28 protein-coding genes are annotated in these 25,894 nt (G+C 75.0%); 18 read left to right on the top strand and 10 right to left on the bottom strand.

Features of this window, described 5'->3' with window-relative positions; translation table 11 throughout:
- Nucleotides 1–28: 28 nt before the first annotated feature.
- Nucleotides 29–1,009: a glucosyl-3-phosphoglycerate synthase gene (locus O7607_RS28380; RefSeq protein WP_269707100.1), complete on the bottom strand. Its 981-nt coding sequence runs from the start codon at nt 1,007–1,009 to the stop codon at nt 29–31.
- A gap of 244 nt (nt 1,010–1,253) precedes the next feature.
- Here O7607_RS28380 and O7607_RS28375 point away from each other — a divergent pair, with 244 nt between their 5' ends.
- The 5 genes from O7607_RS28375 to O7607_RS28355 all read left to right on the top strand — a co-directional run bounded on the left by O7607_RS28375 (nt 1,254) and on the right by O7607_RS28355 (nt 7,300).
- Nucleotides 1,254–2,276 (top strand): Gfo/Idh/MocA family protein, encoded by a 1,023-nt coding sequence (locus O7607_RS28375; RefSeq protein ID WP_269707099.1) that lies wholly within the window; start codon nt 1,254–1,256, stop codon nt 2,274–2,276.
- Nucleotides 2,269–3,357: a zinc-binding dehydrogenase gene (locus tag O7607_RS28370; RefSeq protein ID WP_269706504.1), complete on the top strand. Its 1,089-nt coding sequence runs from the start codon at nt 2,269–2,271 to the stop codon at nt 3,355–3,357. Before O7607_RS28375 ends, O7607_RS28370 begins: the two co-directional genes overlap by 8 nt.
- 159 nt (nt 3,358–3,516) lie before the next feature.
- A complete protein-coding gene (gene secA2, locus O7607_RS28365; RefSeq protein WP_269706502.1) occupies nt 3,517–5,811 on the top strand; it encodes an accessory Sec system translocase SecA2 in 2,295 nt (764 codons plus the stop codon).
- A 192-nt stretch (nt 5,812–6,003) separates the two neighbouring features.
- Complete coding sequence (locus tag O7607_RS28360) at nt 6,004–6,720, top strand: GAF and ANTAR domain-containing protein (protein WP_442929505.1); 717 nt, start codon at nt 6,004–6,006, stop codon at nt 6,718–6,720.
- Nucleotides 6,721–6,796: 76 nt separating this feature from the next.
- A complete protein-coding gene (locus O7607_RS28355) occupies nt 6,797–7,300 on the top strand; it encodes a DUF2231 domain-containing protein (RefSeq protein ID WP_269706500.1) in 504 nt (167 codons plus the stop codon).
- A gap of 30 nt (nt 7,301–7,330) precedes the next feature.
- On the opposite strand, the gene O7607_RS28350 is transcribed toward O7607_RS28355, so the two are convergent.
- Nucleotides 7,331–8,287 carry a DUF3500 domain-containing protein gene (locus O7607_RS28350; protein WP_433496141.1) on the bottom strand — a complete coding sequence of 319 codons (957 nt, stop codon included), beginning with the start codon at nt 8,285–8,287 and terminating at the stop codon, nt 7,331–7,333.
- 47 nt (nt 8,288–8,334) lie between these two features.
- Entirely contained in the window at nt 8,335–8,727 is a 393-nt protein-coding gene (locus O7607_RS28345; RefSeq protein ID WP_174536356.1) for an ankyrin repeat domain-containing protein, read from the bottom strand.
- A gap of 70 nt (nt 8,728–8,797) precedes the next feature.
- Between O7607_RS28345 and O7607_RS28340 the strand changes: the two genes are divergently transcribed.
- The 10 genes from O7607_RS28340 (at nt 8,798) to O7607_RS28295 (ending at nt 14,732) form a co-directional block, all read left to right on the top strand.
- On the top strand, nt 8,798–9,175 hold the full coding sequence (locus O7607_RS28340) for a signal peptidase I (RefSeq protein WP_269706498.1): 378 nt from the start codon (nt 8,798–8,800) through the stop codon (nt 9,173–9,175).
- 97 nt (nt 9,176–9,272) lie between these two features.
- Nucleotides 9,273–9,725, top strand: a complete 453-nt coding sequence (locus tag O7607_RS28335; protein ID WP_269706497.1) for a cysteine dioxygenase — start codon at nt 9,273–9,275, stop codon at nt 9,723–9,725.
- Nucleotides 9,726–9,763: 38 nt separating this feature from the next.
- Nucleotides 9,764–10,258 carry a rhodanese-like domain-containing protein gene (locus O7607_RS28330; RefSeq protein ID WP_269706496.1) on the top strand — a complete coding sequence of 165 codons (495 nt, stop codon included), beginning with the start codon at nt 9,764–9,766 and terminating at the stop codon, nt 10,256–10,258.
- A 52-nt stretch (nt 10,259–10,310) separates the two neighbouring features.
- The gene (locus O7607_RS28325) at nt 10,311–10,895 is read left to right on the top strand and encodes a winged helix-turn-helix domain-containing protein (protein ID WP_269706495.1); all 585 of its coding nucleotides are present in this window, start codon (nt 10,311–10,313) and stop codon (nt 10,893–10,895) included.
- 290 nt (nt 10,896–11,185) lie between these two features.
- On the top strand, nt 11,186–11,794 hold the full coding sequence (locus tag O7607_RS28320; RefSeq protein WP_269706494.1) for a winged helix-turn-helix domain-containing protein: 609 nt from the start codon (nt 11,186–11,188) through the stop codon (nt 11,792–11,794).
- 98 nt (nt 11,795–11,892) lie between these two features.
- Entirely contained in the window at nt 11,893–12,522 is a 630-nt protein-coding gene (locus tag O7607_RS28315) for a uridine kinase (RefSeq protein ID WP_269706493.1), read from the top strand.
- Between the two features lie 182 nt (nt 12,523–12,704).
- The gene (locus tag O7607_RS28310) at nt 12,705–13,103 is read left to right on the top strand and encodes a TraR/DksA family transcriptional regulator (protein WP_269706492.1); all 399 of its coding nucleotides are present in this window, start codon (nt 12,705–12,707) and stop codon (nt 13,101–13,103) included.
- Between the two features lie 47 nt (nt 13,104–13,150).
- On the top strand, nt 13,151–14,020 hold the full coding sequence (locus O7607_RS28305; RefSeq protein ID WP_269706491.1) for a DUF72 domain-containing protein: 870 nt from the start codon (nt 13,151–13,153) through the stop codon (nt 14,018–14,020).
- A 95-nt stretch (nt 14,021–14,115) separates the two neighbouring features.
- Nucleotides 14,116–14,298, top strand: a complete 183-nt coding sequence (locus O7607_RS28300) for a hypothetical protein (RefSeq protein WP_013476990.1) — start codon at nt 14,116–14,118, stop codon at nt 14,296–14,298.
- A gap of 5 nt (nt 14,299–14,303) precedes the next feature.
- On the top strand, nt 14,304–14,732 hold the full coding sequence (locus tag O7607_RS28295; RefSeq protein WP_269706489.1) for a DUF2267 domain-containing protein: 429 nt from the start codon (nt 14,304–14,306) through the stop codon (nt 14,730–14,732).
- Here the strand turns inward: O7607_RS28295 and O7607_RS28290 are convergent.
- Nucleotides 14,717–15,526, bottom strand: a complete 810-nt coding sequence (locus tag O7607_RS28290; RefSeq protein WP_269706488.1) for a DUF72 domain-containing protein — start codon at nt 15,524–15,526, stop codon at nt 14,717–14,719. The genes O7607_RS28295 and O7607_RS28290 overlap by 16 nt on opposite strands.
- Before the next feature lie 9 nt (nt 15,527–15,535).
- Complete coding sequence (locus tag O7607_RS28285) at nt 15,536–16,279, bottom strand: PIG-L deacetylase family protein (protein ID WP_269706487.1); 744 nt, start codon at nt 16,277–16,279, stop codon at nt 15,536–15,538.
- A gap of 185 nt (nt 16,280–16,464) precedes the next feature.
- Here O7607_RS28285 and O7607_RS28280 point away from each other — a divergent pair, with 185 nt between their 5' ends.
- Both O7607_RS28280 and O7607_RS28275 read left to right on the top strand, forming a co-directional pair.
- Entirely contained in the window at nt 16,465–16,767 is a 303-nt protein-coding gene (locus O7607_RS28280; RefSeq protein WP_026268594.1) for a hypothetical protein, read from the top strand.
- Between the two features lie 3 nt (nt 16,768–16,770).
- Complete coding sequence (locus tag O7607_RS28275; RefSeq protein WP_269706486.1) at nt 16,771–18,048, top strand: cupin domain-containing protein; 1,278 nt, start codon at nt 16,771–16,773, stop codon at nt 18,046–18,048.
- A 94-nt stretch (nt 18,049–18,142) separates the two neighbouring features.
- On the opposite strand, the gene O7607_RS28270 is transcribed toward O7607_RS28275, so the two are convergent.
- The 5 genes from O7607_RS28270 to O7607_RS28250 form a co-directional block, all read right to left on the bottom strand.
- Nucleotides 18,143–18,814: a hypothetical protein gene (locus O7607_RS28270; protein WP_269706485.1), complete on the bottom strand. Its 672-nt coding sequence runs from the start codon at nt 18,812–18,814 to the stop codon at nt 18,143–18,145.
- Nucleotides 18,811–21,483: an FtsK/SpoIIIE domain-containing protein gene (locus O7607_RS28265; RefSeq protein WP_269706484.1), complete on the bottom strand. Its 2,673-nt coding sequence runs from the start codon at nt 21,481–21,483 to the stop codon at nt 18,811–18,813. Before O7607_RS28265 ends, O7607_RS28270 begins: the two co-directional genes overlap by 4 nt.
- Complete coding sequence (locus tag O7607_RS28260; protein WP_269706483.1) at nt 21,476–22,354, bottom strand: hypothetical protein; 879 nt, start codon at nt 22,352–22,354, stop codon at nt 21,476–21,478. Before O7607_RS28260 ends, O7607_RS28265 begins: the two co-directional genes overlap by 8 nt.
- Nucleotides 22,355–22,363: 9 nt before the next feature.
- Nucleotides 22,364–22,624 (bottom strand): hypothetical protein, encoded by a 261-nt coding sequence (locus O7607_RS28255; protein ID WP_013286060.1) that lies wholly within the window; start codon nt 22,622–22,624, stop codon nt 22,364–22,366.
- 186 nt (nt 22,625–22,810) lie between these two features.
- Nucleotides 22,811–23,188, bottom strand: coding sequence for a hypothetical protein (locus tag O7607_RS28250; protein WP_269706482.1), 378 nt, complete (start codon nt 23,186–23,188; stop codon nt 22,811–22,813).
- A 111-nt stretch (nt 23,189–23,299) separates the two neighbouring features.
- Here O7607_RS28250 and O7607_RS28245 point away from each other — a divergent pair, with 111 nt between their 5' ends.
- Entirely contained in the window at nt 23,300–25,849 is a 2,550-nt protein-coding gene (locus O7607_RS28245; RefSeq protein WP_269706481.1) for an ATP-dependent Clp protease ATP-binding subunit, read from the top strand.
- Nucleotides 25,850–25,894 lie beyond the last annotated feature (45 nt).

The following is a 25,894-nucleotide window of genomic DNA, read 5'->3' as shown; positions in this document are numbered from 1 at the left end:
GCGCTGTCCTCTCTCCGGGTTGCCCCGCTCACGCGGCGACCCGGCGGCGGGGGAGACGGTGCCGCAACTGCGCCAGCGGCGGGCGTTCCTGCACCGACACGTCGTTGACCACGATCTCGCGGTCCAGGTTGGGCAGCGTCTCCGAGCCGCCCCGGCGGAACTGGGTCAGCAGCGCGGTCGGCGCCGTCCCGGGCGCCGCCCAGCCGCGCCGTTGCAGCCGCGACCAGGCGGTCAGCATGATCTGCGCGGACATCCGGCCCAGCGCGGCGGTGTCCTGGTGCCGGTGCTTGCGCTCACCCAGGTCGACCTGGGCCAGCGCGTCCAGCCCGACCAGGTCCAGCAGGTCGATCAGCATGGCCGTCTCGACGCCGTACCCGGTGACGAACGGCACCCGCTCCAGCACCTCCCGGCGGCCGGCGTACTCGCCCGCGAGCGGCTGCACGAAACCGGCCAGCTCCGGCCAGAACAGGTTGAGCAGCGGCCGGGCCATCAGCTCCGTCACCCGCCCGCCGCCGTCGGGCTCCACGCTCGTCGCACCGACCAGCGGCCGGTGGTAGAACCCCTTCACGAAGTCCACGCTCGGATCGGTGAGCAGCGGTCCGAGCAGCCCGGTCACGAAGTGCGGCCGGAACTCGCGCAGGTCGGCGTCGATGAACGCGACCACGTCCCCCTCGGCCGCGGCCAGCCCGGCCCAGAGCGCGTCGCCCTTGCCGGTCAGCCGGGGCAGCCCGCGGGTCATCGCGTCCTGGCCGACCACCTCGGCGCCGGCCGCGCGCGCCACCTGCGCGGTCCGGTCGGTGGACCGCGAGTCGACCACGATCAGCTCGTCGACGAGCGGTACGCGGTCCATCAGGTGCTCGCGGACGGTCGACACGATCGCGCCGACGGTCGCCTCCTCGTTGCGGGCCGGCAGCACCACGCTGACCCGGCTCGCGCCCTTCGCCCGGACCAGCCGTCGCGCCGGCCAGTCGTCGGCGGTGCTGGTGCGGTACGTGGCCCACGCCTCCACCACTGGTGAGACGGTCGAATCTGTTTCCCGCACGGGCACCCCCATCGATGGTGGAATCGCGGATCTGGTTTTCCCAATCCCGCATCCGCGCTAACCGGATCTTGCCCAACATCCTGATCACCTGGCGCGTACCGGGAGGTTCCGGGCGGATGAACGTTACGTTGCGCACCCGGCGGCGTTTGGCGCGACGCCGGCGGGGGGAGTGGTGTTCGCAGTCTTTGCCGTCGTGGAGAGGTTGTGGCCGATGCGTGCCTGCCGGGTGGGACTTGTCGGAGCCGGCGGGGTGGCGCAGCGCCACGCCCGGGTGCTCACCGGCTTCGAGGACGTGGAGCTGCTCGGCGTGACCGACGTGGCGCCGGACGCGGCGCGGGCGCTCGCCGGCACGTACGGCGGCCGGGTGTTCCGCGACGTGGACGAGCTGCTCGCCGCCGGCCCGGACGCGGTGTACGTGTGCGTGCCGCCGTTCGCGCACGGCCCGGTCGAGGAGGCGGTGGTCGCCGCCGGCGTGCCCATGTTCGTGGAGAAGCCGGTGGCGATCGACCTGGAGACCGCCGAGCGGGTCGCGGCGCTCGTCCAGCAGCGCGGGCTGCTCACCGGCGTCGGCCACCACTGGCGCTACCTGCACGTGGTGGAGGAGGCCCGGCGGCTGCTCGCCGGCCGTCCGGTGCGGATGGTCAACGGCGCCTGGCTGGACAAGGTGCCGCCGGTGGCGTGGTGGGCGCGGCGGGACCGCTCCGGCGGCCCGGTGGTCGAGCAGGCCGCGCACGTGCTGGACCTGGTCCGGCTGCTGGCCGGTGAGGCGGTCGAGGTGACCGCGTACGGCGACGGCACCCCGCCGCCGGTCGACAGCGCCGACATCGACTCGGTGACCGCCGCCACGCTGCGCTTCGGCTCCGGCGCGGTCGGCACGCTCGCCGCGTCCTGCGTGCTGGGCTGGAAGCACCGGGCCGGCGTGGAGATCCTCGCCGACGGGCTGGCGCTGTGGCTGGCCGAGGACGGCCTGACCGTCCGCGACGCCGACGGCGAGCGGCACCTGCCCGCCGACCCGGACGGCGCGCGGGTCGCCGTCGACAGGGCGTTCGTCGACGCCGTGTGCGGCCTCGGCGACGACGTCCGGGTGCCGTACGCCGAGGCGCTGCGCACCCACCGGCTCGCGCTCGCGGTGGCCGAGTCGGCGCGTACCGGACGGCCGGTGGCGCTGCCGACCGGCCCGGCGGCCCGGCTCACCGCGGCGGTCGCGGACGCGGGGGTGAGCGTCGATGCGTGACCGGGTGGTGGTGGTCGGCGGCCCCGGCCGGGTCGAGCTGGCCGAACTGGACGCGCCGGAGCTGCGCGAGGGCACGTTCCGGGTGGAGACGCTCTACAGCGGCGTCTCGGCCGGCACCGAACTGAGCTTCGTCAAGGGCACCAACCCCTATCTGCACGTCACCTGGGACGCCGGGCTGGGGCTGTTCCGGCCGGGGGAGGCGAGCACGCCGTACCCGGTGACCCGGCTCGGCTACATGCAGGTCGGGCGGGTGGTGGAGAGCCGCACCCCGGCCGTCGCGGTGGGCGAGGTGGGCGCCATGACGTACGGGCACCGCAGCGGCTGGGTGGCCGACCCGCTCACCGAACGGTTCGTGCCGCTGCCCGACGACCTGGACCCGATGCTCGGCGTCTACGTCGCGCACATGGGCCCGATCTGCGCCAACGGGCTGCTGCACGCCGCCGCCGACCTGTGCGGCGCCGACGTACGTACGCTCGGCGACGGCGTACGCGGCCGGCGCGTGGCGGTGGTCGGCGGCGGCGTGGTCGCGCTGCTCACCGCGCTGTTCGCCCGCCGCCACGGCGGCGCCTCGGTCGTCGTGGTCGACCCGACGCCGGCCCGGCGGCAGGTGGCCGAGGCGCTCGGCCTGGACACGCTCGACCCGGACGCGGACGATCCGGCCGTGGTGCTCAAGACGCGGTGGAACCACGCGGCCGGGGACCGGGGCGCCGACGTGGTCTTCCAGTGCCGCGGCCAGGACTGGGCGTTGCAGCTCGCGCTGCGCCTGCTGCGCCCGCAGGGCACGGTGATCGACCTGGCGTTCTACCAGGCGGGCGCGGACGCGGTGCGGCTCGGCGAGGAGTTCCACCACAACGGCCTGTCGCTGCGCTGCGCGCAGATCGGCCGGGTGCCGCGCGGGCTGGCCCCCACCTGGGACCGGGAGCGGCTGTCCGCGGAGACGGTGGAGCTGCTGCGCCAGTACGGCGACGTGATCCGCAAGCACCTGATCTCGGCCGTGGTCCCCCTGGACGAGGCTCCCACCCTGCTGACCGACCTGGCCGAACGCCGCCGCACCGAACTCCAGGTGGTCCTGACCCCCTGACCCCCCTTTTCCCAGGCGTCGATCATGAGGTTGGCGGCGACAAAGCGGACGCCGAACGCCGCCAACCTCATGATCGACGGAAGCGGACGGGAAGGGCGGAACCCGGCGCGCGGCGGGCGGGGGTCACAATCGGCTCCGGTTCGCGTACCGTTGCCGCTCATGGGTGTGTCGCAACGGTTGAAGACCAGGTTCCGCCGGTTCCTCCAGCGCCCGGGGACGACAGTCGACCTGGCGCCGCTGGAGAAGCTGCTGCCGGCGATCGAGGCGCGCGAGGCGGGCCTGGAGCAGCTCTCCGACGCCGAGCTGACCGAGGCCGCCGGTCAGGCGTCGGGATACGAGGAGATCTGCGCGATCGGCCGCGAGGCGGCCCGGCGCGGGCTCGACCAGCGCCCCTACGACGTGCAGCTGCTCGGCGCGATGGCGCTGCTGTCCGGCAAGGTCGCGGAGATGGCCACCGGTGAGGGCAAGACGCTCACCGCGACCGTCGCCGCGTACGGGCACGTGCGGCTGGGCAACGGGCCGGTGCACGTGCTCACCGTCAACGACTACCTGGCCCGCCGCGACGCCGAGTGGATGACCCCGGTCTACGACCTGCTCGGACTGACCGTCGGCTGGGTCAACGAGGCGTCCACGCCCGACGAGCGGCGCGCCGCGTACGCCTGTGACGTCACCTACGTGTCGGTCAGCGAGGCCGGTTTCGACTTCCTGCGCGACCAGCTCGTCACCGACCTGGCCGACCGGGTGCAGCCGCCGTTGAAGACCGCGATCGTGGACGAGGCCGACTCGATCCTGATCGACGAGGCCCGGGTGCCGATGGTGCTGGCCGGCGCGGTCGGCGGCGAGCAGGACCCGGTGCACGCGGCCGCCGCGCTCGTGCGCGGGCTGCGCAAGGGCAAGCACTACACGGTCGCCGAGGACGGCCGCAGCGTCGCCTTCACCTCGGTCGGCCTGGCCACCGTCGAGGCCAAGCTCGGCGGCATCGACCTGTACGACGAGGAGCACGTCGGGCAGCTCTCCGCGGTGAACGTGGCGCTGCACGCGCACGCCCTGCTGCACCGGGACGTGGACTACATCGTCCGGGACGACTCGGTCGAGCTGATCGACGAGATGCGCGGCCGGGTCGCGCAGCGCCGCCGCTGGCCGGACGGGCTCCAGGCCGCGGTCGAGGCGAAGGAGGGTCTGGACGCCACCGCCGAGGGTGAGGTGCTGGGCACCATCACCGTGCAGGCGTACATCGCGCTCTACCCGACGGTCTGCGGCATGACCGCGACCGCGGTGCTCGTCGGCGACCAGCTCCGTGAGTTCTTCGGCCTCGAGGTCGCGGTGATCCCGCCGAACACCCCCTGTGTCCGCGAGGACGAGCCGGACCGCATCTACGCCACCCGCGCCGAGAAGGAGGAGGCGCTGGTCGACGAGATCACGCGCTGCCACGAGGCGGGGCGCCCGGTGCTGGTCGGCACGCTCGACGTCAAGGAGTCCGAGGGGCTGGCCGCCGCGCTCAACGCCGCCGGCGTGTCGTGCGTCGTGCTCAACGCCAAGAACGACGACGAGGAGGCCGGGATCATCGCCGAGGCCGGCGCGTACGGCGCGGTGACGGTCTCGACCCAGATGGCCGGCCGGGGCGTGGACATCCGGCTGGGCGGCAGCGACCAGGCCGACCGGGACCGGGTGGCCGAGCTGGGCGGCCTGTACGTGATCGGCAGCGGCCGGCACGACAGCCGCCGGGTCGACGACCAGCTCCGCGGCCGGGCCGGCCGGCAGGGCGACCCGGGCGGGTCGGTGTTCTTCGTCAGCCTGGAGGACGACCTGGTGGTCCGGCACGCCGGCGACACCGTGCCGGCCTCGCCCCGGATGAACGCCGACGGCCTGGTCACCGACCCGCAGGTCGACTACGCCGTGGAGCACGCCCAGCGCGTCGCCGAGGGCGTCAACCACGAGATCCACCGCAACACGTGGCGCTACAGCCAGGTGATCGAGCAGCAGCGCAAGGCGCTCGCCGAGCGCCGGGAGCGGCTGCTGACCAGCGACATCGCGGCGCTGATGCTGCTGGAGCGGGTGCCGGAGAAGGCCGGCGAGATGGACGAGGACCTGCTGGCCGACGTCGCCCGCAAGATCGCCCTCTACCACCTGGACCGGCTCTGGGCCGACCACCTGGCCGAGCTGTCCGAGGTCCGTGAGGGCGTGCACCTGCGGGCGCTGGGCCGGCTCGACCCGCTCGACGAGTTCCACCGCAGCGCGGTGCCGGCGTTCAACGCGCTCGTCCCCGAGATCGAGACGCGGACCGTGGCCACGTTCGAGGAGACCGAGTTCGACGAGGGCTGGGAGCCGGACTCGTCGAAGCTGGTGCGGCCGAGCGCCACCTGGACGTACCTGGTGCACGACAACCCGTTCGGCTCGGAGCTGGACCGGCTGATCGCCTCGGTGGGGCGGCGGCTCATCTCCGGGTCGCGCTGATCCACGCGGATAGACCCCTCCCGGTCGCACCGGGAGGGGCCTTTTTGCGCGGTTTCGCCCGCGGTCTGGGAGGGTAGTAGGCCGAGGCCCGGCCACAGGAGGGACGGACATGGGACAGGCAACGGCGCCGAGCGGGTACGTCGGGTGGACGGTGGAGGCCACGGCCCGGTGAACCTCGACACGCGCCAACCCATGATCGACAACCTTGGTGTGCTGGAGACCGCCGCGCTGCTGCGTGAGCTGACCGCCGGACTGATCGGCGCGGCCGGGTTCGACGAGGCGCTGGGCCGCCTGGTCCGCATCGCCCGCGACGCCGTGCCGGGCGTGGACTGCTGCGGCTTCACCGCGTTGCGCGCCGGTGAGCCCGCCGGGGTGGCCGCCTCCGACCCGGGCCGGGCCGAGCTGGACGACCTGCGGCACGGCCCGGACACGCCGGCGCTGACGGCGATCCGCCGCCGGGAGATGGTCATCGCGGGCGGGCTGCCCGGCGAGACGCGCTGGCCGGCCTGGAGCGAGCGGGCCCGCGCGCTGGGCGTGCACGGGGTGATCTCCGCCCCGGTCGACGTGGACGAGCAGGTCATCGGCGCGATCAACCTGTACGCCGAGTCGCCGGAGGCGCTCACGCCCCGGCACCAGCTCACCGCGATGCTGCTCGCCGAGCACGCCGGGTTGCTGCTGGCTGCCGTCCGCGACCGCGAGCGGGCCGCCTCCCGGGCCGGTGAGATCGACGACTCGCTGCTGGCCGAGGGCGTGGTCGGGCAGGCCGTCGGCGTGATCATGACGCAGCGCGGCTGTCCCGCCCCGGAGGCCCTGCGGGTGCTGCGCAGCGCCGCCTCCTCGTTGGACATCCCGCTGCGCGAGGTGGCCGAGCGGCTCGTGCTGACCGTCTCCCGGCCCAGGGACAACTGAGCGACAGTCGTTTCGCCTCGCGGCGCCCCGGGTAGCACTCTGGACTGGTGAGCTGCGCGGACCTGGGGAGGAAGCGATGCAGAGCCGGCTGCGGGTGCAGGGGCACCCCATCCAACCGATGCTTGTCACGTTCCCGTTCGGCCTGTTCGTCTGCGCGGCGGTCTTCGACCTGGCCGACGTGGCGGGCGGCCCGGCGTTCCTCGGTGAGGTGGGCTACTGGACCGCCGTGGCCGCGCTCGTCGCCGCCGGGCTCGCCACCGTCGCCGGGCTGGTCGACCTGTGGGACGTCCGCGCCGGGCGGACCAGCCGGACCGTGCTGACGTTCAACCTCGTCAACGCCGTCATGGCGGGCCTGTTCCTGCTGTCCTGCCTGATCCGGGCGAGCGCGCCGCAGCGGGGCGCGAACGGTGCCCTGCTCGCGGCCGAGCTGGTCGGGCTCGCCGTCGGCGCGGTCGGGGTGGCGCTGGGCGCGCGGCTGATGCAGCAGTTCGACCGGGCCGGCGAGCCGACCGGCGTCGAGAGGTTCGCCGACGTGCCCCCGGGCGCCACGGTGGAGATCCCCCGCCCGCGCCCGTTCTGACCGGGCGCCGCCGGCCGGAAGCCGCTGCTTCTACCGAGGCACGTCGTCGGTGGCCGGCGCGGGACGGTGCGCGGTGGCGTGGTGGGCGGCCAGCACGTCGGCGCCGAAGTCACCGGCGGGGCGGCGCAGCACGGTGTGCGCGTGGTTGCCGTCGTCGGTGGTGTTGTCGTACTCGATCAGCAGGTCCTCGCCCTGCACCCGGTAGTAGTGCCGCCGGCCCGGCTCGACCGGGCCGGCCCAGGCGAAGTGCAGTTCGCCGCCGTCGAGGCGGGCGGCCTCGCGGGCCGCCAGCTCCGGCGGCAGCCGGTCCAGGTAGAGCGCGACGAGCCGGTCGAGCAGGGCCCGGCCGGTCGGCCGCAGCCGCCCCCGGGGTACGCCGGGCGGGTCGAGGCGGCCGGGGGCGGTGGCCCGGGTGGCGCTGATGATGTCGGCGGGCGCCTCCTCGGCGATGATCGCGGCGGACCGGCCGTCCGGGCCGAGCGCGTCGAGCAGTTCCCGGGCCAGATCCTCCTCCGGGCCGAGCGGCCGGGTCACCGGGCGCCCGGCGTGCCGCACGGTGGCCGGGTTGGCGCCGAGGAAGACCGGCGCGGGGGAGACCCGGTCGTCGGCGACGGTCATGCTCACCGACAGGTGGTGCCCCTCGAACCGCCAGGCCCAGGTGTCGTCCCGGGCCGGGTCGCCGAAGACGGCCACCCAGTAGTCGCCGCTGTGCCGGCCGCGCCGCCAGTCCTCGGCCCGGTCCAGCACCTCCTCCAGGGCCATCACGGTCATTGCCTGCGCGTACGCGGCCGGGCTGAGCGCGGTGGCGAGCAGCCGGTGGGCGGCCTTGCGGGCGTCGACGTCCAGGCCGGCGAGCGCGACGCCGGGCCGCGGTCGCGGCCGGTACTCCAGCCACCGCCGGGCCGGCTCGTCGTCGAAGGCGTGCCGGGCGGCGTCGCGGGCCGGCTCGTCCAGCGCGGCCAGGAACGCCGCCGCGGCCGCGCGCATCTGCTCGGGTACGGGATCCTCCACCGTCTCTGTATACCGCCTGGGGCTCACTCGCGGCCGAGCAGCGCCAGCATGTCCGGCAGCTCGAAGAACCGGGCGGTCTCGACCGCGGACGGGCCGCCGTGGTCCGGGTCGGCGCCGGCGTCGAGCAGGGCGCGGACCGCTGCCTCCTGGCGCCGGAACACCGCCGCGGCGAGCGCGGTCTGCCCCCTGTCGTTCACCCGCGCCGGGTCGGCGCCGCGGGCCAGCAGCGCGGCCACCGTGTCCGGGTGGGCGTGGTACGCGGCGAGGATCAGCAGCGTGTCGCCCTTGGCGTTGGTGAGGTTGACCGGCAGCCCGGCGTCCACGTTGGCCGCCAGTTCCTCGGTGGCGCCGGCCCGCGCCAGGTCGAACATCCGGTGGGCGAAGGCGATGGTCTCGTCGTCGAGTTCGTCGGGCATCCGCCCAGGCTATGGCGTCGCGGCCGGACGCGCCTGGTAGCTTGCGCAGCCGGGCACGGGAGGCGCGGGCATGGACGATCGGGTGTACGTGGGCAACGCGGCGGTGGACGGCGCGACCGACGCGGGCTGGCTGCTGGGCCACTTCAAACCGGCCGGGGACGTGCGGCACAGCACCGACGTGGAGGTGAAGTGGGGTGTGCACCCGGCGGGGGAGACGCGCTCCCGGTGGGCCACCGGCGAGCGGCGTACCGCCCTGCTGGTGCTGATCAGCGGCGCGTTCCGGATCGAGCTGCCGGATCGGACGGTGGTGCTGCGCGCGCCCGGTGACTACGTGGTGTGGGGCCGGGGCGTGGACCACTCCTGGTACGCCGAGCGGGAGTCCACGGTGCTCACCGTCCGCTGGCCCTCGGTGCCGGGGTACCGGGTGGATCCGCCGGTCCTCCGCTGAGGGCGTCCCAGCATCTGGTATTACCTACTAAACCGATAGGCTTTACCGTCTAAGCTGTGGGGGCACATCCGCTCCGCACCGTGAGGACGCACCGCCGATGACCAGCACCGTTCCCGCCGACCTGCTCGCCGTCGCCGCCCGCTGGGCCGACCCGGACGCCTGGCCGGTGCCGCTGCGGTTCGAGGCGCCCGACCGCTGGTACGCCCGGCTGGACGCCGGCGACGAGCACGAGGTGTGGGCGCTGAGCTGGCTGCCCGGACAGGGCACCGACCTGCACGACCACGGGGGCTCCGCCGGCGCCTTCCTGGTCGTGGCCGGCGTGCTCACCGAGGAGACGGTCGGCGGCGGGCGGCTGCGCCCGCACCGGCTCGCCGCCGGAGCCGGCCGGCGCTTCGGCGCACGGCACGTGCACCGGGTCGCCAACCGCGGCGACGTGCCCGCCGTCAGCGTGCACGTGTACCGGCCGGCGCTGACCCGGATGACCCGCTACCACCTCGTCGCCGGCCGGCTCCGGGTCGCCGAGGTGGCCCGAGCCGGTGTGGCCTGGTGAGCCGCCCCCGCAACCCCGACGACCGGAAGGACGCCACGATGGCGCAGACCCCCACCACCGGGACACAGTGCTGTCCGGTCCCGCCGCCCGGCTCGCGGGGCATCGACGAGATCCTCGCCGCCGCCCGGGCCCGCCTGCGCCGCCTCGACCCGGAGCAGGCCCACCTGGCGTGCCGGGGCGGCGCGCTGCTGGTGGACATCCGCCCAGCCGCCCAGCGCGCCGCGCAGGGCACCGTGCCGGGCGCGCTCGTCGTCGAGCGCAACGTCCTGGAGTGGCGCTTCGACCCGCGCTGCGCGGCACGGCTGCCGCAGGCGACCGGTTACGACGTACCGGTGATCGTGCTCTGCCAGGAGGGCTACACCTCGTCGCTGGCCGCCGCCGCGCTCCAGGACATCGGCCTGCACCGGGCCACCGACGTCGTCGGCGGCTTCGCCGCCTGGCAGATCGCCGGCCTGCCCACCCTCGGTCCCACCCCGCCGACCCGACCCTCGTCCGCCGCGCCCCCGGTCACCGCCGGAGGGGCGCTCCGCTGACCGTCCCGCCGCATCCGGCGGGGCGGGGCGACCGCCCGCACAGGAGGCTCCCATGTCCGTCGTCGCCCTCCCCACCCGTCCGGCCCGGCCGGGCCGTCCCGACCGGGCCGGGCCGCCCCGGCCGCGTACCGCACCGACCCTCACCGTCACGATCGACCTGGGCGCCGGGCCGCTGACGCCGGGCCTCGCGCGCCTCGTCGCCCTGCTCGACGAACTCGCCGCCTCCGGGGAAGGGCGTGCCGCCCTCGGCGAGGGACCGGACGACCGCCCGGCCGCCCGTACCGTGCTCGACCTGCGCCGCGGCGAGGCCCCCGCCCCGGCGGCGCCCGCACCCGGCGAGGTGCGCATCCTCACCGGCACCCGGCGGGTCCGCCACGGCGGCGCCGAGATCCCGCTCACCCGCATCGAGTACGAGCTGCTGCTGTTCCTCGCCGAACATCCCCGCCGGGTGTTCACCCGCCTGCAACTTCTCGCGAACGTCTGGGGCTACGAGCACGCGGTGGCGCGCACCGTCGACGTGCACGTCCGCCGGCTGCGGGCCAAGTTCGGGCCGGACACACCGCTGGTGACCACCGTGTACGGCGTGGGCTACCGCCTCGCCGACGACGCCGCGATCGTCGTGGACCGCGACGCCTGACCCGGCCGACCGGCACGCGGCGCATCCCGACCCGGGGTGCGCCGCGTTCACGTTCGCCGCTGAGCCGCCATTGTGAACCCCCGGGGAGACCCCCCGTACCGTCTCGAATCGGTGCTCTGCTGTAATCAACGGGCCTCGCACGCAGAGCGAGCGCACGGCTGCGATGTGTTCGTCAAATGTCACATTCATGCAACGCGGCCGCCCCTTGACCCTCGCAGAGACGCCGGGAAGCATCGATGAAGCGGCGTCCCGGGCCGTGGGGAGATACCCGGACCAGCCCAAGGAGGACCATGTCGGTCAGCCCCGCCTCGTCGCGCGCCGGATGGCATACGTCCCAACCCGCGGTCCCCGGTCGACCTCCCGGCGGCCAGCGTCGCCCCGCCAACACCGCCGCCGGGCCCATGCTCACCGTCACCCTCACCATCCCGCTGGCCTGCGAGGAGTCGCTCACCCCGGCCGCCCGCCGGCTGCTCGACGCCGCCCGCGAGATGCTCGAACGCGGCGACGCGGTGGTCAGCGCGGGCACGGTCCCGGCCGAGCGCCGGCCCGACGTGCCGGCCGGCCGCGCCCCGGCGCGCCCGCTCGCCCCGACCATCCCCACGCTGCACATCCTCGCGTCGTCCCGGTCGGTGCTGCGCGACGGCGAGCCGCTGCCACTGACCCGCCTGGAGTTCGACCTGCTGCTGCACCTGGTCGCCCACCCCCGTCGGGTGTTCACCCGCCTGCAACTGCTCAACGCCGTCTGGGGGTACGAGCACGCCGGCGTCCGCACCGTCGACGTGCACGTACGCCGCCTGCGCGGCAAGGTCGGCGTGGACGTCCCGCTCGTCACCACCGTCTACGGCGTCGGTTACCGGCTCGCCGACGACGCCCGGGTCACCATCGACCGCACCGGCTGACGACCGGGACCACCACCCGACGACCGCCGCCGGACGGAGCCCCGACCGCCCGGAGCGATCATGTGGTGGCCCGCCCGCCCGCGCGGCAGGATGGTCCGATGCGCGTGCGCCCGATCAGCCCCGACCTGCTCGTCACCGAGCTGGCCGAGCGTCTCGCCCGCACCGGGACGCCCGGCCGGCTGCGGGTCGCCGTGGACGGTCCGCCCGCCGCCGGTCCGGCCGCGCTCGCCGACGCGCTCGTCGACCCGCTGCGCGCCGCCGGCCGGCCGGTGCTGCACGTCCGCGCCGACGACTTCCTCCGCCCCGCCTCGGTACGCCTCGAGCACGGCCGCACCAACCCGGACGCCTACTACGAGGGCTGGCTCGACGAACCGGGGCTGCGCCGCGAGGTCCTCGACCCGGCCGGTCCGGACGGCTCGGGCCGGCTGCTGCCGTCGCTGTGGGACGCCGCCGCCGACCGGGCCAGCCGGGCCGCGTACGTGGATCTGCCGCCCGGCGGCGTGGTCCTGGTCAGCGGTGCGCTGCTGCTCGGCGGCGCGCTGCCGTTCGACGTCACGGTCCATCTCGTGCTGTCCCCGGCGGCCCTGCACCGGCGTACCGATCCGGCGCTGCGCTGGACGCTGCCCGCCTTCGCCCGCTACGCCGACGAGGTCGTCCCCGCGTCCTTCGCCGACGTGGTGGTCCGGGCCGACGACCCGCGCCGCCCGGCGCTCGTCGAGGCCGCCTGACCAGCGGCTGCGGACTCACCGGAAACACTCAGGAAGAAGGCGGTTTGCCCCGCCGGAGGCGGGGGTAATCGCCCGGCTCACAGAGCACGGGTGATCTCGTCGCCCGCGCTTTCACAGTCGGACCAGGTCCGGGGCGCTGGCCGCCCCGGACCGGTATGAGGACGTAGGAAAGGCAGGCAGCGATGCTCGTCCACGACACGACAGCCACCGGCCGCTCCCAGGCGGAGGTCGACCAGATCCGGCAGTCCCTGCGGTCGCGGTACGACGAGCTGACCGCCGAGTACGAGCACACCATGGCGCAGAGCCAGGTGCTGCGGCTGGTGGAGGTCGGCGACACCGCCGGCGACGACCAGGCCGACAGCGGTACGAAGACCGCCGAGCGCGACACCGCGCAGTCGCTGCTGCGCACCATCCTGGACCGGCGCGCGCAGTTCGAGCACGCGCTGACCCGCCTGGACGAGGGCACGTACGGGTTCTGCGAGGGCTGCACGGCGCCCATCCCGGTGGAGCGGCTGGAGATCTTCCCGTCCGCGACCTCCTGTGTGGCCTGCAAGCAGACCCGGGAGCGGCGGGCGGCCTGAACGCCGTCCGGGTTGCCGGTCGGTTCTCGACGCGGTGAACTCCCACCATGGGTGAGATCAAGGTGGGCACCGCCTCGTGGACCGACCGGACCCTGCTCGACTCCGGCTGGTACCCGGCGAGCGCCGACACGCCGGAGAAGCGGCTGTCCTACTACGCCCGGCAGTTCCCGCTGGTCGAGGTGGACGCCACCTACTACTCGCCGCCGGCCGAGCGGACCGCCCGGCTGTGGGCCGAACGCACGCCGGCCGGGTTCACGTTCAACGTCAAGGCGTTCAGCCTGCTGACCGGCCACCCCACCCGCGTCTCCGCGCTCTACAAGGATCTGCGCCCGGACACGGACAAGCGCAACGTCTACCCCGACGACCTGCCCGCGCAGGCGTACGAGGAGGTTTGGACGCGGTTCCTGTCCGCCCTCGACCCGCTCGTCGAGGCCGGCAGGCTGGGCGCGCTGCTGTTCCAGTTCCCGCCCTGGTTCACCATCAAGCGCGCGAACAAGCAGTACCTGCTGGAGGTGGCGCGGCGGTGCGCGCCGCTGCGCCCGGCCTTCGAGTTCCGGCACGCCTCCTGGTTCGACGGCGACAACGCCGAGGAGACGCTGGGCTTCCTGCGCGAACACGACCTGCCGTTCGTCTGCGTGGACATGCCGCAGGGACACAAGTCGTCCGTACCGCCGGTGCTGGCGGCCACCGCGGACCTCGCGGTGGTCCGGTTCCACGGCCACAGCGACAAGTGGACCAGCAAGGACATCCACGAGAAGTTCGGCTACGACTACTCCGAGCGGGAGCTGCGCGACTGGGCGCCGAAGCTGCGCGAGCTGGCCGGCGAGGCCGGGCAGACACACGTGCTGATGAACAACTGCTACCAGGATTACGCGCAGCGCAACGCCACCACACTCGCCGGCCTGCTGGACGCCTGAGCGTCTCACCCGCTCCGGGTGAGGCCCGCTCACCCGCCCGGGCCGCAGCATGGACAGTGGGCGCCGGCTCGGGCGCCGCGACGAGGAGGTGGGTCATGACGGTACGGGTGGTGGCGGACCGACGCCGCGGGGGCGTACTGCACGTGGTCGGCAGCTCCGAGGCGGCACGGCGGGGTGAACGGCCCGGCCGGTTCAGCCCGACCCGGCTGTGGCGGGGCCCCAGCGGCCCGCCGCGCCGCGCCGACGACCGACGCTGGGAGACCGAAGCACGGGGGTGAGCCCGATGGCCGAACAGCTGTTGTCCGCGTTCGAGTCCTCGCTGGACAAGACGAATGTGATCCTGAAGGAGATCGAGTCCGCGTACGGCTGGCCGAAGGAACGGCGCAACCAGTCCTACGCCGCGTTGCGTACCGTCCTGCACCTGCTGCGGGACCGGCTGCCGGTGCAGGAGAGCGCCGAGTTCGCCCAGCAGTTGCCGGTGCTGGTGCGCGGGATCTACTTCGACGGCTGGCAGCCGGAGAACGTGCCGATCAAGCTCAACCGCGACGACTTCCTGTACGAGGTGCGCCAGGGCTTCCCGTACGACGTGGAGGGCGGCGCGCAGCGGGTGGTGCAGGTCGTGCTGGACACGTTGCGCCGGCACGTCACCCAGGGCGAGTGGGAGGACGTGAAGGCCACCATGCCGGGTGACCTGCGTCAGATGATTCCCTGATCCGGCACCGGACCGGCCCGTCCCGCCCCCTCGGCGGGGCGGGCCGGCGGCGTCCGGGACACCGGCAGCCCGGCCCGCCGGGCCAGCCCGGCGAACGCGACCGCGTCGACGATCGCCGCGCCGCCCGGGTCGTTGTTGAAGTAGACGTACGCCGGGTCGCCGTCACCGAACTCCCCGGCCAGCCGGCGCACCCAGCCGGCCAGCGCGGCCCGCCCGTAGCGCGGCCACGGCCGGGCCCGCCCCTCGTGCAGCCGCAGGTACCCGAAGTCGGTGGTCCGCCACAGCGGGGTGATCGGCCGGCTGAGGCGGTCCGCCCAGACCAGCGCCGCCCGGTGCCGCTCCAGCACCCGCCTCGTGTCGTCGGTCCACCACGACTGATGTCGCGGCTCGACGGCCACCCGCACGTCGGCGGGGAACCGGCGCAGCACGCCGGCCAGCGCGTCCGGGTCGGCCCGCAGCGTCGGCGGGAGCTGCACCAGCACCGGCCCGAGCCGGTCGCCGAGCCCGGACGCGCGGTCCAGGAACCGGGCCACCGGCTCGGCCGGGTCGCGCAGCCGCTTGATGTGCGTCAGGTAGCGGCTCATCTTCACCGCCACGCAGAAGTCGCCGGGCGTACGCTCCCGCCACGCGACGAACGTGTCCCGCTCCGGCAGCCGGTAGAACGCGTTGTTCACCTCGACCGTGGCGAACCGCGCGGCGAAGTGCTCCAGCCAGCGCCGCTGTGGCAGCCCGGCCGGGTAGAACCGTTCCCGCCAGTCCCGGTACTGCCAGCCCGACGTGCCGACCAGGAACATCGCCGTGCCCTACTGAAGGTTGATCGGGAAGATCTCGAACGTGGCGCCGAACCGCGCGCCGAGCCGGCTGCCCGCCGGCCGGGCCATGCCCTCCAGGAACTCCTCGGCGTCGAAGCTGCCGTCGCCGAGGCCGCTCAGGTACGCCCCGTGCGCCCGCAGCGACGCGACGCCCCTGTCGAACGTGTCCGTCACGTCCACCCCGTGCCGGGCCACCGGCGACCCGGCCGCCCACACCTCGCGGACCCGCGACCACGGCTGCGTGCCGTCGGTGAGCTGCTCCGGGAAGATCCACCGGTTGCCGGCGTCGCGGACCGCGTCCAGCGTGGCCCGGCCGCAGGCGATGTGGTCGGCCTGGTTCAGGGCGTACGCCCCGTCCCAGGTCTCCCGGAAGTTGTTCGTCAGCACGACGTCCGGCCGGTGCCGGCGCACCACAGCGGCGATCGCGCGGCGCAGCGGCACGCCGTACTCCAGCAGCCCGTCGGGCAGGCCGAGGAACTCGACCCGCGACACCCCGACCACGGCGGCGGAGGCGCGTTGCTCCTCCTCGCGCACCACCCGGGCGCGCTCCGGTGTCATCCCGTCGATGCCCGCCTCGCCGCTGGTGAGCAGGCAGTACACGACCTCCTTGCCCTGCCCGGTCCACCGTGCCACCGCGGCGGCGGCGCCGAACTCCAGGTCGTCGGGGTGGGCCACCACGGCGAGCGCCCGCTGCCAGTCCTCGGTCAGCGGGGTGAGCGGCTCCGGCTGCGTCACGTGCGTCTCCTCGCGTCGTCCTCCCGCCATCCTGGCATCCGCCCGGTCCGGCCGCTTGCCCGGCGAACCGTCCGTACGACGGCGTCCGGGCGTCTACGGTGTGGTTAGAGAAGATCAGGCGTGGGGTACCACCCGCTGCACACGGACCCCGGCACCACGCGGGGCGGCACACCGAGGGAGCACCCATGGCATTGAACGACGACGACATCCAGAGCAGCGGCGGCAGCGGCCTCGAGGGCCCGGCCGACGGCGGTGCGACCCCGGGTCAGCACGACGGTGGCGCGGACGGCGGCGCCGAGGGTCCCGCCGACGGCGGTGCGACCCCGGGTCAGCACGACGGTGGCGCGGACGGCGGCGCCGAGGGTCCGGCCGACGGCGGTGCGACCCCGGGTCAGCACGACGGTGGCGCGGACGGCAGCGCCGAGGGTCCGGCCGACGGTGGCGCGACCCCCGGCCAGCACGACGGCGGCGCCGACGGCAGCGCCTGACACATGAGCACCACGCACGTCGACCCGCCGGGTGGCCACGGCCGCCCGGCGGTTCCGCTCTCCGCCACCGAGGCGCTGGCCCGGTGCGTGGCAGTGGAGCCGGCCAAGTTCGCCGCCGACCACTGGGGGCGCAGCCCGCTGCTGTCCCGCGCCGCCGAACTACCCAACCCGGACGGCTTCACCGACCTGCTCAGCCCGGCCGACGCCGACGACCTGCTCAGCCGCCGCGGCCTGCGTACCCCGTTCCTGCGGGTCGCGAAGGACGGCCAGCTGGTGCCGGCGGCGCGCTACACCGGCGGCGGTGGCGCGGGCGCCGAGATCGGCGACCAGGTCCTCGACGAGAAGGTGCTGGCGCTCTACGCCGACGGCGCGACGCTGGTGCTGCAGGGCCTGCACCGCACCTGGCCGGCGGTCGTCGACTTCGCCCGCGACCTCGGCACCGCGCTGGCCCAGCCGCTTCAGGTGAACGCCTACCTGACCCCGGCCGGCAGCCAGGGGTTCGCCACCCACTACGACACCCACGACGTGTTCGTGCTCCAGGTGGACGGACGCAAGCACTGGCGGATCCACCCACCGGTGCTGACCGACCCGCTGGAGCGCCAGCCCTGGGGCGGCCGGGCCGACGAGGTCTCCGCGACCGCCGAGGGCCGCCCCGAACTGGACGTGGTGCTGGAACCGGGCGACGCGCTCTACCTGCCGCGCGGCTGGCTGCACAGCGCCCAGGCGCAGGAGTCCAGCTCGCTGCACCTGACCGTGGGCATCCGGGCGCTGACCCGGTACGCCGTGGTCGAGGAGCTGCTCGCGCTCGCCGCCGAGGACGCGCGGCTGCGCGCGAGCCTGCCGTTCGGGCTCGACCTGGCCGACCCGGACGCGATCGAACCGGAGCTGACCGAGACCGTCGAGGCGCTGCGCGACTGGCTGCTGCGCGCCGACCCGGCGGCGGTGGCCGGCCGGCTGCGTGCCCGGGTGTGGCCGGCCGCCCGCCCGGCACCGATCCGGCCACTGGCCCAGGCGCAGGCGCTGGCCCGGCTGAGCGCGGACAGCGAGGTCGCGGTGCGCGGCGGCCTGCGCTGGCAGCTCACCCCGGCCGCCGACGGACGGGTCACGCTGCGCGTGCCGGACCGGACGCTCACGCTGCCCGGCACCTGCGAGGCCGCGCTGCGCGCGCTGCTCACCGGCGAAGTGACGAGGGTCGGCGACCTGCCCGGCCTGGACGACGACGCCGACCGCCTGACCCTGACCCGCCGCCTGCTGAAGGAGGCCGTCCTGACCCCCGCCTGACGGCACGATCATGAGGTTGACCGGCGGCGTGACGGCGTGTCGCGCCGCCAACCTCATGATCGACGGCTTGGGAGCCGGCGGCGGAGGGCGGCGGTCATCGGGTGTAGGTCACCGTCAGCAGGAGCAGCGTCGTGACCAGGCCGGAAGCGGCCACCAGGATCATCGGGCGGGGGGTCAGCACCGCGTGGCGGCGGTCGGCCAGCAGCCGGGCCGGCGCCAGCCCGATCACCGGGCCGAGCAGCGTCACCACCAGCGCCAGCACCGGCAGGCCCACCGCCAGATCACCGCTGGAACCGGCGCCCAGCGCCCGCGCCGCCACCCCCAGCGCGTACGCCACCAGCGCCCCGCCGATCCCGCACGCGACGAGCAGCGGGTTCACCGAACCGGGCAGCTCGCCCGGCGCCCCGGTCCGCTCCAGCAGCTCCCGGACCGCCCGCAGCAGCGGCACCGGGTCACCGGCGGCGCCGCGAACCGGGCCGGGCGGGTCGCCCAGCCGCCGGGCGCTCACGCCGAGCCGGGCCCGCAACTGCGTCCACAGGTGAGTGACCTCGCCGTCGACGCGCTCCACCAGCCGGGACGCCTCGGCCACCTCCGCCTCGGCCTGCCGCACCGCCTCGGCCGCCTCCGCCACCGCCCGGTCGGCGGCAGTCACCTGCTGGTCGTACCAGGTGTGCGCCTCGGCCCGCTGGGCGGACACCCGGGCGGTCAGCTCGGCGAGCCGGCGGATCTGTGCGCTGTACGTCTCACTGGCAACCGGTTCGTTCATCGGGAGGGACCATAAGGGATGATCACCTGTCCGGTGCGGTGCACCGCCCGGTCGAAGTAGAGACCCCGCCACGGCCGGGGATACCAGTCCGGCCCGCCGCTGCCCGGATACAGCGAGGAACCCAGCTCACCGCCCTGCACGTCCAGCGCCACCCAGGCGCCGATCTGATCGGTGCGGGCACCCGCGCCGCCCAGGTCCACGCGCATCCGGGCCACGCCACGCCACCACGCCAGCACGTGCGTACGCCGTTCCGGCCCGTCGTGCAGGATCCGGCGCAGCTGCTCCAGCCCGGTGCGCGTACCGGCCTTGCCGGCGAGCGCCGCTGCCGCCGCGTCCACCGCGTACAGCAGCAGGAAGTGCGGGGTACGCGGCGTACCCGGCGCGCCGAGTCCGTCGCCCACCTCGGCCATCAGCTCCGGCACCGTCTCCTCGTCGTACCAGGAGGCGTCGCCTTCCAGGTCGTCGTAGAGGGCGCGGGCGGCCGGGTCGGCGTCCGGGTCCAGGCAGGCGATGGAGAACCGGGCGGTGCCGGGCCGGTACTGCCGCGCCAGTGACCGGGCGGCGGCGTCGAGCACCGCGCACGCCTCGTCCACCCGGGTGCCCAGCACCGCCAGGTTGCGGCCCGGCGCGCGGGGCAGCCGCAGCGCCGCCGAGCGGGCCTGCACGTCGATGATCTCGCCGAGCAGCGCCACCGGGCTGCGCGGCACGCCCTGCTCCGGTGCGGTCAGCGCGCGGAAGTCGGGCGCGTCGGCGAGCTTCGGGATCGCGTCGCCGTCGAACAGCCGGGCCGGCGCGGCGTCCTGCGGGCGCATCCGCCACAGCCGGTGCTGAAGCTCGCTCCACGTCTCCCAGTCGCTGGCCGACGGGATGCGGGCCACCTCGTTCCCCTCGGCCAGGCCCGACTCGGCGTTGATGACCGCGTGGTGGCGGGGCAGCGACTGCGCCGCGTCGTTGCGCTCGGCCAGGATGCGCAGCGCCTTCGGCAGGGCGATCCGCAGCGTGAACTGGGCGACGAGCGCGGGCCGCCCCCACAGCGCCTCGATGCCGCGCACGTCCTGCGAGGCGAGCACCAGGTGGATGCCCTGCGACCGGCCGCGCCGGGCGAGGTCCTCCAGCAGGTCGGCGGCCTCCCGGGCGACCACGTCCCGGCCGGCCAGCAGCGCCTGGAACTCGTCGACCACCGCCACGATGCGCGGCCAGTGCCCGTCCGGGTCCACCGCGCGCAGCTCGGCCAGCTTGGTGACCTCGTGCTTCTTCGCCGCGTCGGCGCGCCGGCGCAGCTCCTCGGCGAGGAACCGCAGCAGGCCCAGGCCGAACTCCCGGTCGGTGTTGACGTTGATGCCGACCAGCCGCATGTGCGGCAGCCAGCTCGGGTCGCGCCGGCCCTGCGCGAACCGGGCGAAGGACACGCCCTCCTTGAAGTCGAGCAGATAGAACTCCAGCTCGGCGGGGGAGTAGCGGGCGGCGAGCGCACCGATCCAGGCGAAGATCAGGTTGGTCTTGCCGGTGCCGGACGGGCCGCCGATCAGCGCGTGCGGCGGGTAGTCGCCGAGTGTGAGCAGCACCTGCCGCCCGTGCGAGCCCTCGCCGACGGGCGCGCTGAGCCCGTGCGCCGAGTCCTCCCGCCAGTACTCCTCCGGCGGCGGGAGCAGGTCGGTGAACGGTGTCGGCGGCGGGCCGGCGGCCACCCGGGACGCGACGGTGCGGCAGGTCTCGGTGACCAGGGCGGGCGGCGGCGGCGCGTCGAGCACCACCGGCAGCCCGGCCACCCGGGCGTCGTCCGGTTCCACGGTGATCCGCGTGACTGTCGGGTCGTCTGGTAGCTCGATGCCGCGGACCACCAGGTGCACGCCGCAGGCCGCCCCGGTGCGCACCACCCGGTCGAGCTGGCCGCGTTCGTGCCGGGACAGCTCGTCGCCGCCGAGCAGCACCGCGACCCGCCACGGCTCGGGGCGGCGTCCGGTGGCGGCGGCCAGCTCGCGCAGCGAGCCGTACTCGCCGGCCAGCACCGTGGCGTTGATCCGGCGGATCTGCTCCACCAGGTCGTCCAGCAGCCGGCCCAGGCCGCCCGGCCCGACGAACGTGAGCAGCCCGGCCGTGCCCAGCGGCGCGAACCCGGCCAGCCCGCCGCCCAGGTGCTCCGGGTCGTACCCGTACAGCCGCACCGCGCCCGGGTCGGCCCGGCCGACCGAGCGCAGCAGCAGCGCGGGCACCACGGCGGCCAGCCCGGCACGGTCACCGCCGGCCAGGTGCGCGTGCCCGGCGTCGAGCAGCGGGACCAGCGCCGGCACCGGCTCGGCGCCGTCGAGGCGTACCGTGCCGACCCGCAGGGCCCCCGGCGGCTCGGACCGGCCGGCGGGCGTGGCCTGCCAGCGGTCCCAGGGCGCGGACGCCGCGCCGGGCGCCTCCCGCTGCGCCGCGGCGGCGGCCCGCCGGGCCAGCTCGGCGAGGCGGGCGGTGTGCCGGGCGTCGATCTCGGCCAGGCGGCGGTCGCGGGCGGCACCCACCCGGCCGGGCACGGCCGCGGCGGCCCGGCGGGTACGCGCCAGCCGCTCCCGGCTCGCGACCAGGTCGGCCTCGGCGGTGGCGAGCCGGGTACGGGTGGCGCCCAGGGCCTCGGAGAGCATCCCCCGGACCCGCGTCACCAGTTGTGCGCGGACGTCAGCCACGGGACGGCTCCCGTTCGTCGGTGTCCTCGGGCAGGTCCCGGCCGAGCCGGTCGAGCAGTACGCCGGTGAGCACTCCCGCGGTGACCGCCGGGTCGGCCGCGTGCGGCTGCTCCGCGTCGTCGTCGCGGCGCGGCGGGGGCATCCGGCACACCCGGGTCAGCAGCGTGTCCAGCACCGGCGGCGGCAGTCCGGGCAGCAGGTCACGGACCCGGGAGTCCAGCGCGCCGCGCAGCCGGGGCAGGTCGTCCGCGCGGGGCGGATGGCCGAGCAGCTCACCGGCCAGCTCGCGCAGCAGCGGCGGGGTGATCGCGGCCAGCCCCAGCCCCACGTCGGCGTGCGCCCGGCGCAGCTCGCGGTGCAGCCGGTCCCGGTCGCCGGAGCGGACCCCGGCGGCCACCCGGCGCAGCAGCTCGTGGGAGTCCCCGACGCGTTCGTCCGGATCGTCCGGCGCGCCCTCCCGGCCGCCGGTCAGCTCCGCCACCCGCACCGCCCACCAGCGCCGTACCGCCGGCTGCTCGCCCGGCTCGGCGGCCGGGCCGGGTGCGGGCGGGCCCTCGCCGCGGGGTGTGTCGTGCCGGGGCGGGCGCTCGCCGGGCGGCGCCGGCCGCGCGCCGTCGGGGGCCAGCCCGATCGCGGCCAGGTACGCGGTGAGCTGCTCCTGCGCGACGCGCAGCGCGTAGCCGGCGGTCTCCGCGTGCTCGGTGGCCGAGGACAGCTCCGGCACCCCCATCGGGTCGGACGACTCCTGGCGTACCCAGCGCAGCCGTTCCTGCGCCTGGCCGAGCTTCTCCAGCGCGGCGGCGAGCTGGGCGAGGGGCAGTTCCTCGGCGGCGGCGCGCACCTGCGCGCCGATGTCCTCGACGATGGACACGGCCGGGCCTCAGAGCGTCGCGACGTAGAGCTGTGCCTGTTCCACCGCGACCAGTGTCGCGGCCAGACACTCCTCCAACTCCTGGCCCGCCTGTGTCAGCGAGGCCTGGGCCGCCTCGACCGTCTCGTGGCCGCTGCCCTCCAGCGCGCCGGCGAGTGTCTGCTGCGCCTCGGCCAGTTTCTCGCCGGCGGCCTGCACCGCTGTCTGGCCGTCACCGATCTGCTGGAGAGCGACATCGATGGCGGCCTTCAGCTCGGCGACGCTCGCCACGGGGACCTCCTGGGGGCAAAAGAGATCTCCATTACAACCCATCGGAACGAGTGGACGAACATCCACCCTGGCGTGGTTGCCGCCCGCGTGTCCGGTTCCGGCCCTGACGTGCGCGAAGACCCCGGCACCCGGCGCCCGGTGGTCCCGCCGGCGGACGCGGTGGTCCCGTTCGCGGGACCGGTGGCGCTAACGGCCCAGCCAGCGCGGGCCGCGCACCTCCGCGCCGAGCGCGGTCACCCGCTCGCGCAGCTCCCGGTCGGCGGTGACCACCACCCGGCGCCGGTCCGGTGCGGCGGCGACCAGCTCGACCACCGTGTCGTCGCCGGAGCCGGGCGCGGAGACCACCTCCACACCGGGTGCGGGTGGCACGTGCCGGGCCGCGCCCTCCACCACCAGCACCACCTGCACCGGTGGCGGCAGCTCCGGCGGCACGCCCGCCTCGCCGACGGGCGCCAGCGCGTCGCGCAGCCGGGCCGCCGCGCCGGCCCGGTCCCGCCACCAGCCGTCCGGGCGCGAGCCCACCACGTTCGCGCCGTCGACGACCAGTAGCGGTCTGCTCTCCATGCCCCCAGCCTGCCATCCGGTCGCGTTTGTCGCGCCGACCGCCGGGTAGCCACCGCCGACCGTGCCGCGCGTGCCGGGTGCCGGTCGTGCCGACTGACTGCGGAGGACGAGATGATGGGACCGGGTGACTTCGGCAACGACCCCTGGGACGAGTTCCTGGCCCGATACTTCGGCCGGGGCGAGGGGGGACGCCGGCCGGCGCACCGGGTCGACATCACGCGGCTGATGACCGCCGACGCCCGGGAGATGCTCGCCGACGCGGCCCGCCGCGCCGCCCAGAAGCACAGCAACGACCTGGACACCGACCACCTGCTCTGGGCGGCGTTGCAGCGCGAGCCGCTGCGCGACCTGGTGCGCCGGGCCGGCGCCGACCCGGAGTCGCTGCTGGGCGCGCTGGGCGGGCCCGGCGAGGGTGCGCCGCGGGGCGAGGTGCCCCCGAACCTGTCGCTGACCCCGGCGGCGAAGCGGGCGTTGCTCGACGCCCACCAGCTCTCCCGCGCGATGGGCGCCAACTACATCGGTCCCGAGCACATCCTGATGGCGTTGCCGCTGAACCCCGAGTCCCCGGCCGGCCGGATGCTCGCCGCCGGCCGGATCCAGCCCGAGTCGCTGCAGGCGGCCAGCGCCGAGCGCGGCGCGGCGAACGCCCCGCGCCCGGACCGGGGCACCCCGACGCTCGACCAGTACGGCCAGGACCTCACCGAGCTGGCCCGGATGGACCAGATCGACCCGGTGATCGGCCGGGCCGACGAGATCGAGCAGGCGGTGGAGATCCTGTCCCGGCGGACCAAGAACAACCCGGTGCTCATCGGTGAGGCCGGTGTCGGCAAGACCGCGATCGTCGAGGGCCTGGCCGAGCGGATCTGCGACGGCGACGTGCCGCAGACGCTGATCGGCAAGCGGGTGATCCAGCTGGACCTGTCCGGCCTGGTCGCCGGCACCCGCTACCGGGGTGACTTCGAGGAGCGGCTGAAGAAGGTGATCGACGAGATCCGCGCCCACCGCGAGGAGCTGATCATCTTCCTGGACGAGATCCACACGCTGGTCGGCGCGGGCGGTGCCGGCAGCGAGGGCGGGATGGACGCGTCGAACATGCTCAAGCCGGCCCTGGCGCGCGGCGAGCTGCGGGTGATCGGCGCGACCACGCTCGACGAGTACCGGCGCAGCATCGAGAAGGACGCCGCGCTGGCCCGCCGGTTCCAGCCGGTGCTCGTGCCCGAGCCGAGCGTCGACGACACCATCGCCATCCTGCGCGGCCTGCGCGACAGGTACGAGGCGCACCACCAGGTCCGGTTCACCGACGAGGCACTGATCGCCGCCGGTGAGCTGTCCGACCGGTACGTCACCGACCGGTTCCTGCCGGACAAGGCGATCGACCTGATCGACCAGGCCGGCGCCCGGGTGCGGCTGCGGACCCGTACCCCCGCCGAGGACGTGCGCGAGCTGGAGCAGCAGCTCGACGAGACGCGCCGGGACAAGGAGCAGGCGGTCTCCGACGAGCAGTACGAGCGGGCCTCCGCGCTGCGCGACCGGCTCGCCGAACTGGAGGACCAGGTCCGCCGCGCCCGCGGCGACGAGGGACCCAACCACGTGCCCGAGGTGGGGCCGACCGAGATCGCCGAGGTGGTCTCCCGGGCCACCGGCATCCCGGTCACCCAGCTCACCGAGGAGGAACGCGACCGGCTGCTGCGCCTGGAGGGGCACCTGCACGAGAAGATCATCGGCCAGGACGACGCGGTCAGCGCCGTCGCCGAGGCGGTACGGCGGTCCCGTACCGGGCTGGCCGACCCGGACCGCCCGATGGGCAGCTTCCTGTTCCTCGGCCCGACCGGCGTCGGCAAGACCGAGCTGGCCCGCGCGCTGGCCGAGGCGCTGTTCGGCGAGGCGGACCGGATGGTCCGGGTCGACATGAGCGAGTTCCAGGAGCGGCACACGGTCAGCCGGCTGGTCGGCGCCCCGCCCGGGTACGTCGGCTACGAGGAGGCCGGTCAGCTCACCGAGGCGGTCCGGCGCCGCCCGTACGCGGTGGTGCTGCTGGACGAGATCGAAAAGGCGCACCCGGACGTGTTCAACATCCTGCTCCAGGTGCTCGACGACGGGCGGCTCACCGACAGCCAGGGCCGCACCGTGAACTTCAAGAACACCGTCCTGATCATGACCAGCAATCTCGGCTCGGAGCTGATCACCGGCACCCAGCGCACCGTCGGCTTCGCCAGCGGCGCGCCCGGCGCGCAGGAGAGCGACGAGCTGCGGGAGCGGCTGATGCGCCGGCTCCAGGAGAACTTCCGCCCGGAGTTCCTCAACCGCATCGACGAGGTGATCATCTTCCAGCGGCTGGAGGCCGAGCAGCTGCGCCAGATCACCGGGCTGCTGCTGGAGGAGACCCGCCGCCGCATGCACGCCCAGGACATCCAGGTCGACTTCAGCACCGCCGGCGTCGACTGGCTCGCCGAGCACGGCTACCAGCCGGAGTTCGGCGCCCGCCCGCTGCGCCGGGTGATCCAGCGCGAGGTCGACAACCGGCTGTCCCGGATGCTGCTGGAGAACGAGATCTCCCCGGGGCAGAAGGTCACCGTCGACACCCGCGACGACCAGCTCGTCTTCGACGTCACCGCCGGTGAGCGGGGCTACACACCGGCCACCACGTCCCATCCCCGATGACCGGCCGGCGCCCGTCCCGGCCGCGCCGGGACGGGCCGCCACCGA

The sequence above is a fragment of the Micromonospora sp. WMMA1949 genome (assembly GCF_027460145.1).
Lineage (GTDB): Bacteria > Actinomycetota > Actinomycetes > Mycobacteriales > Micromonosporaceae > Micromonospora.
The sequence above is the reverse complement of the archived record's forward strand: the minus strand, read 5'-3'. Positions and strand labels throughout refer to the sequence as shown.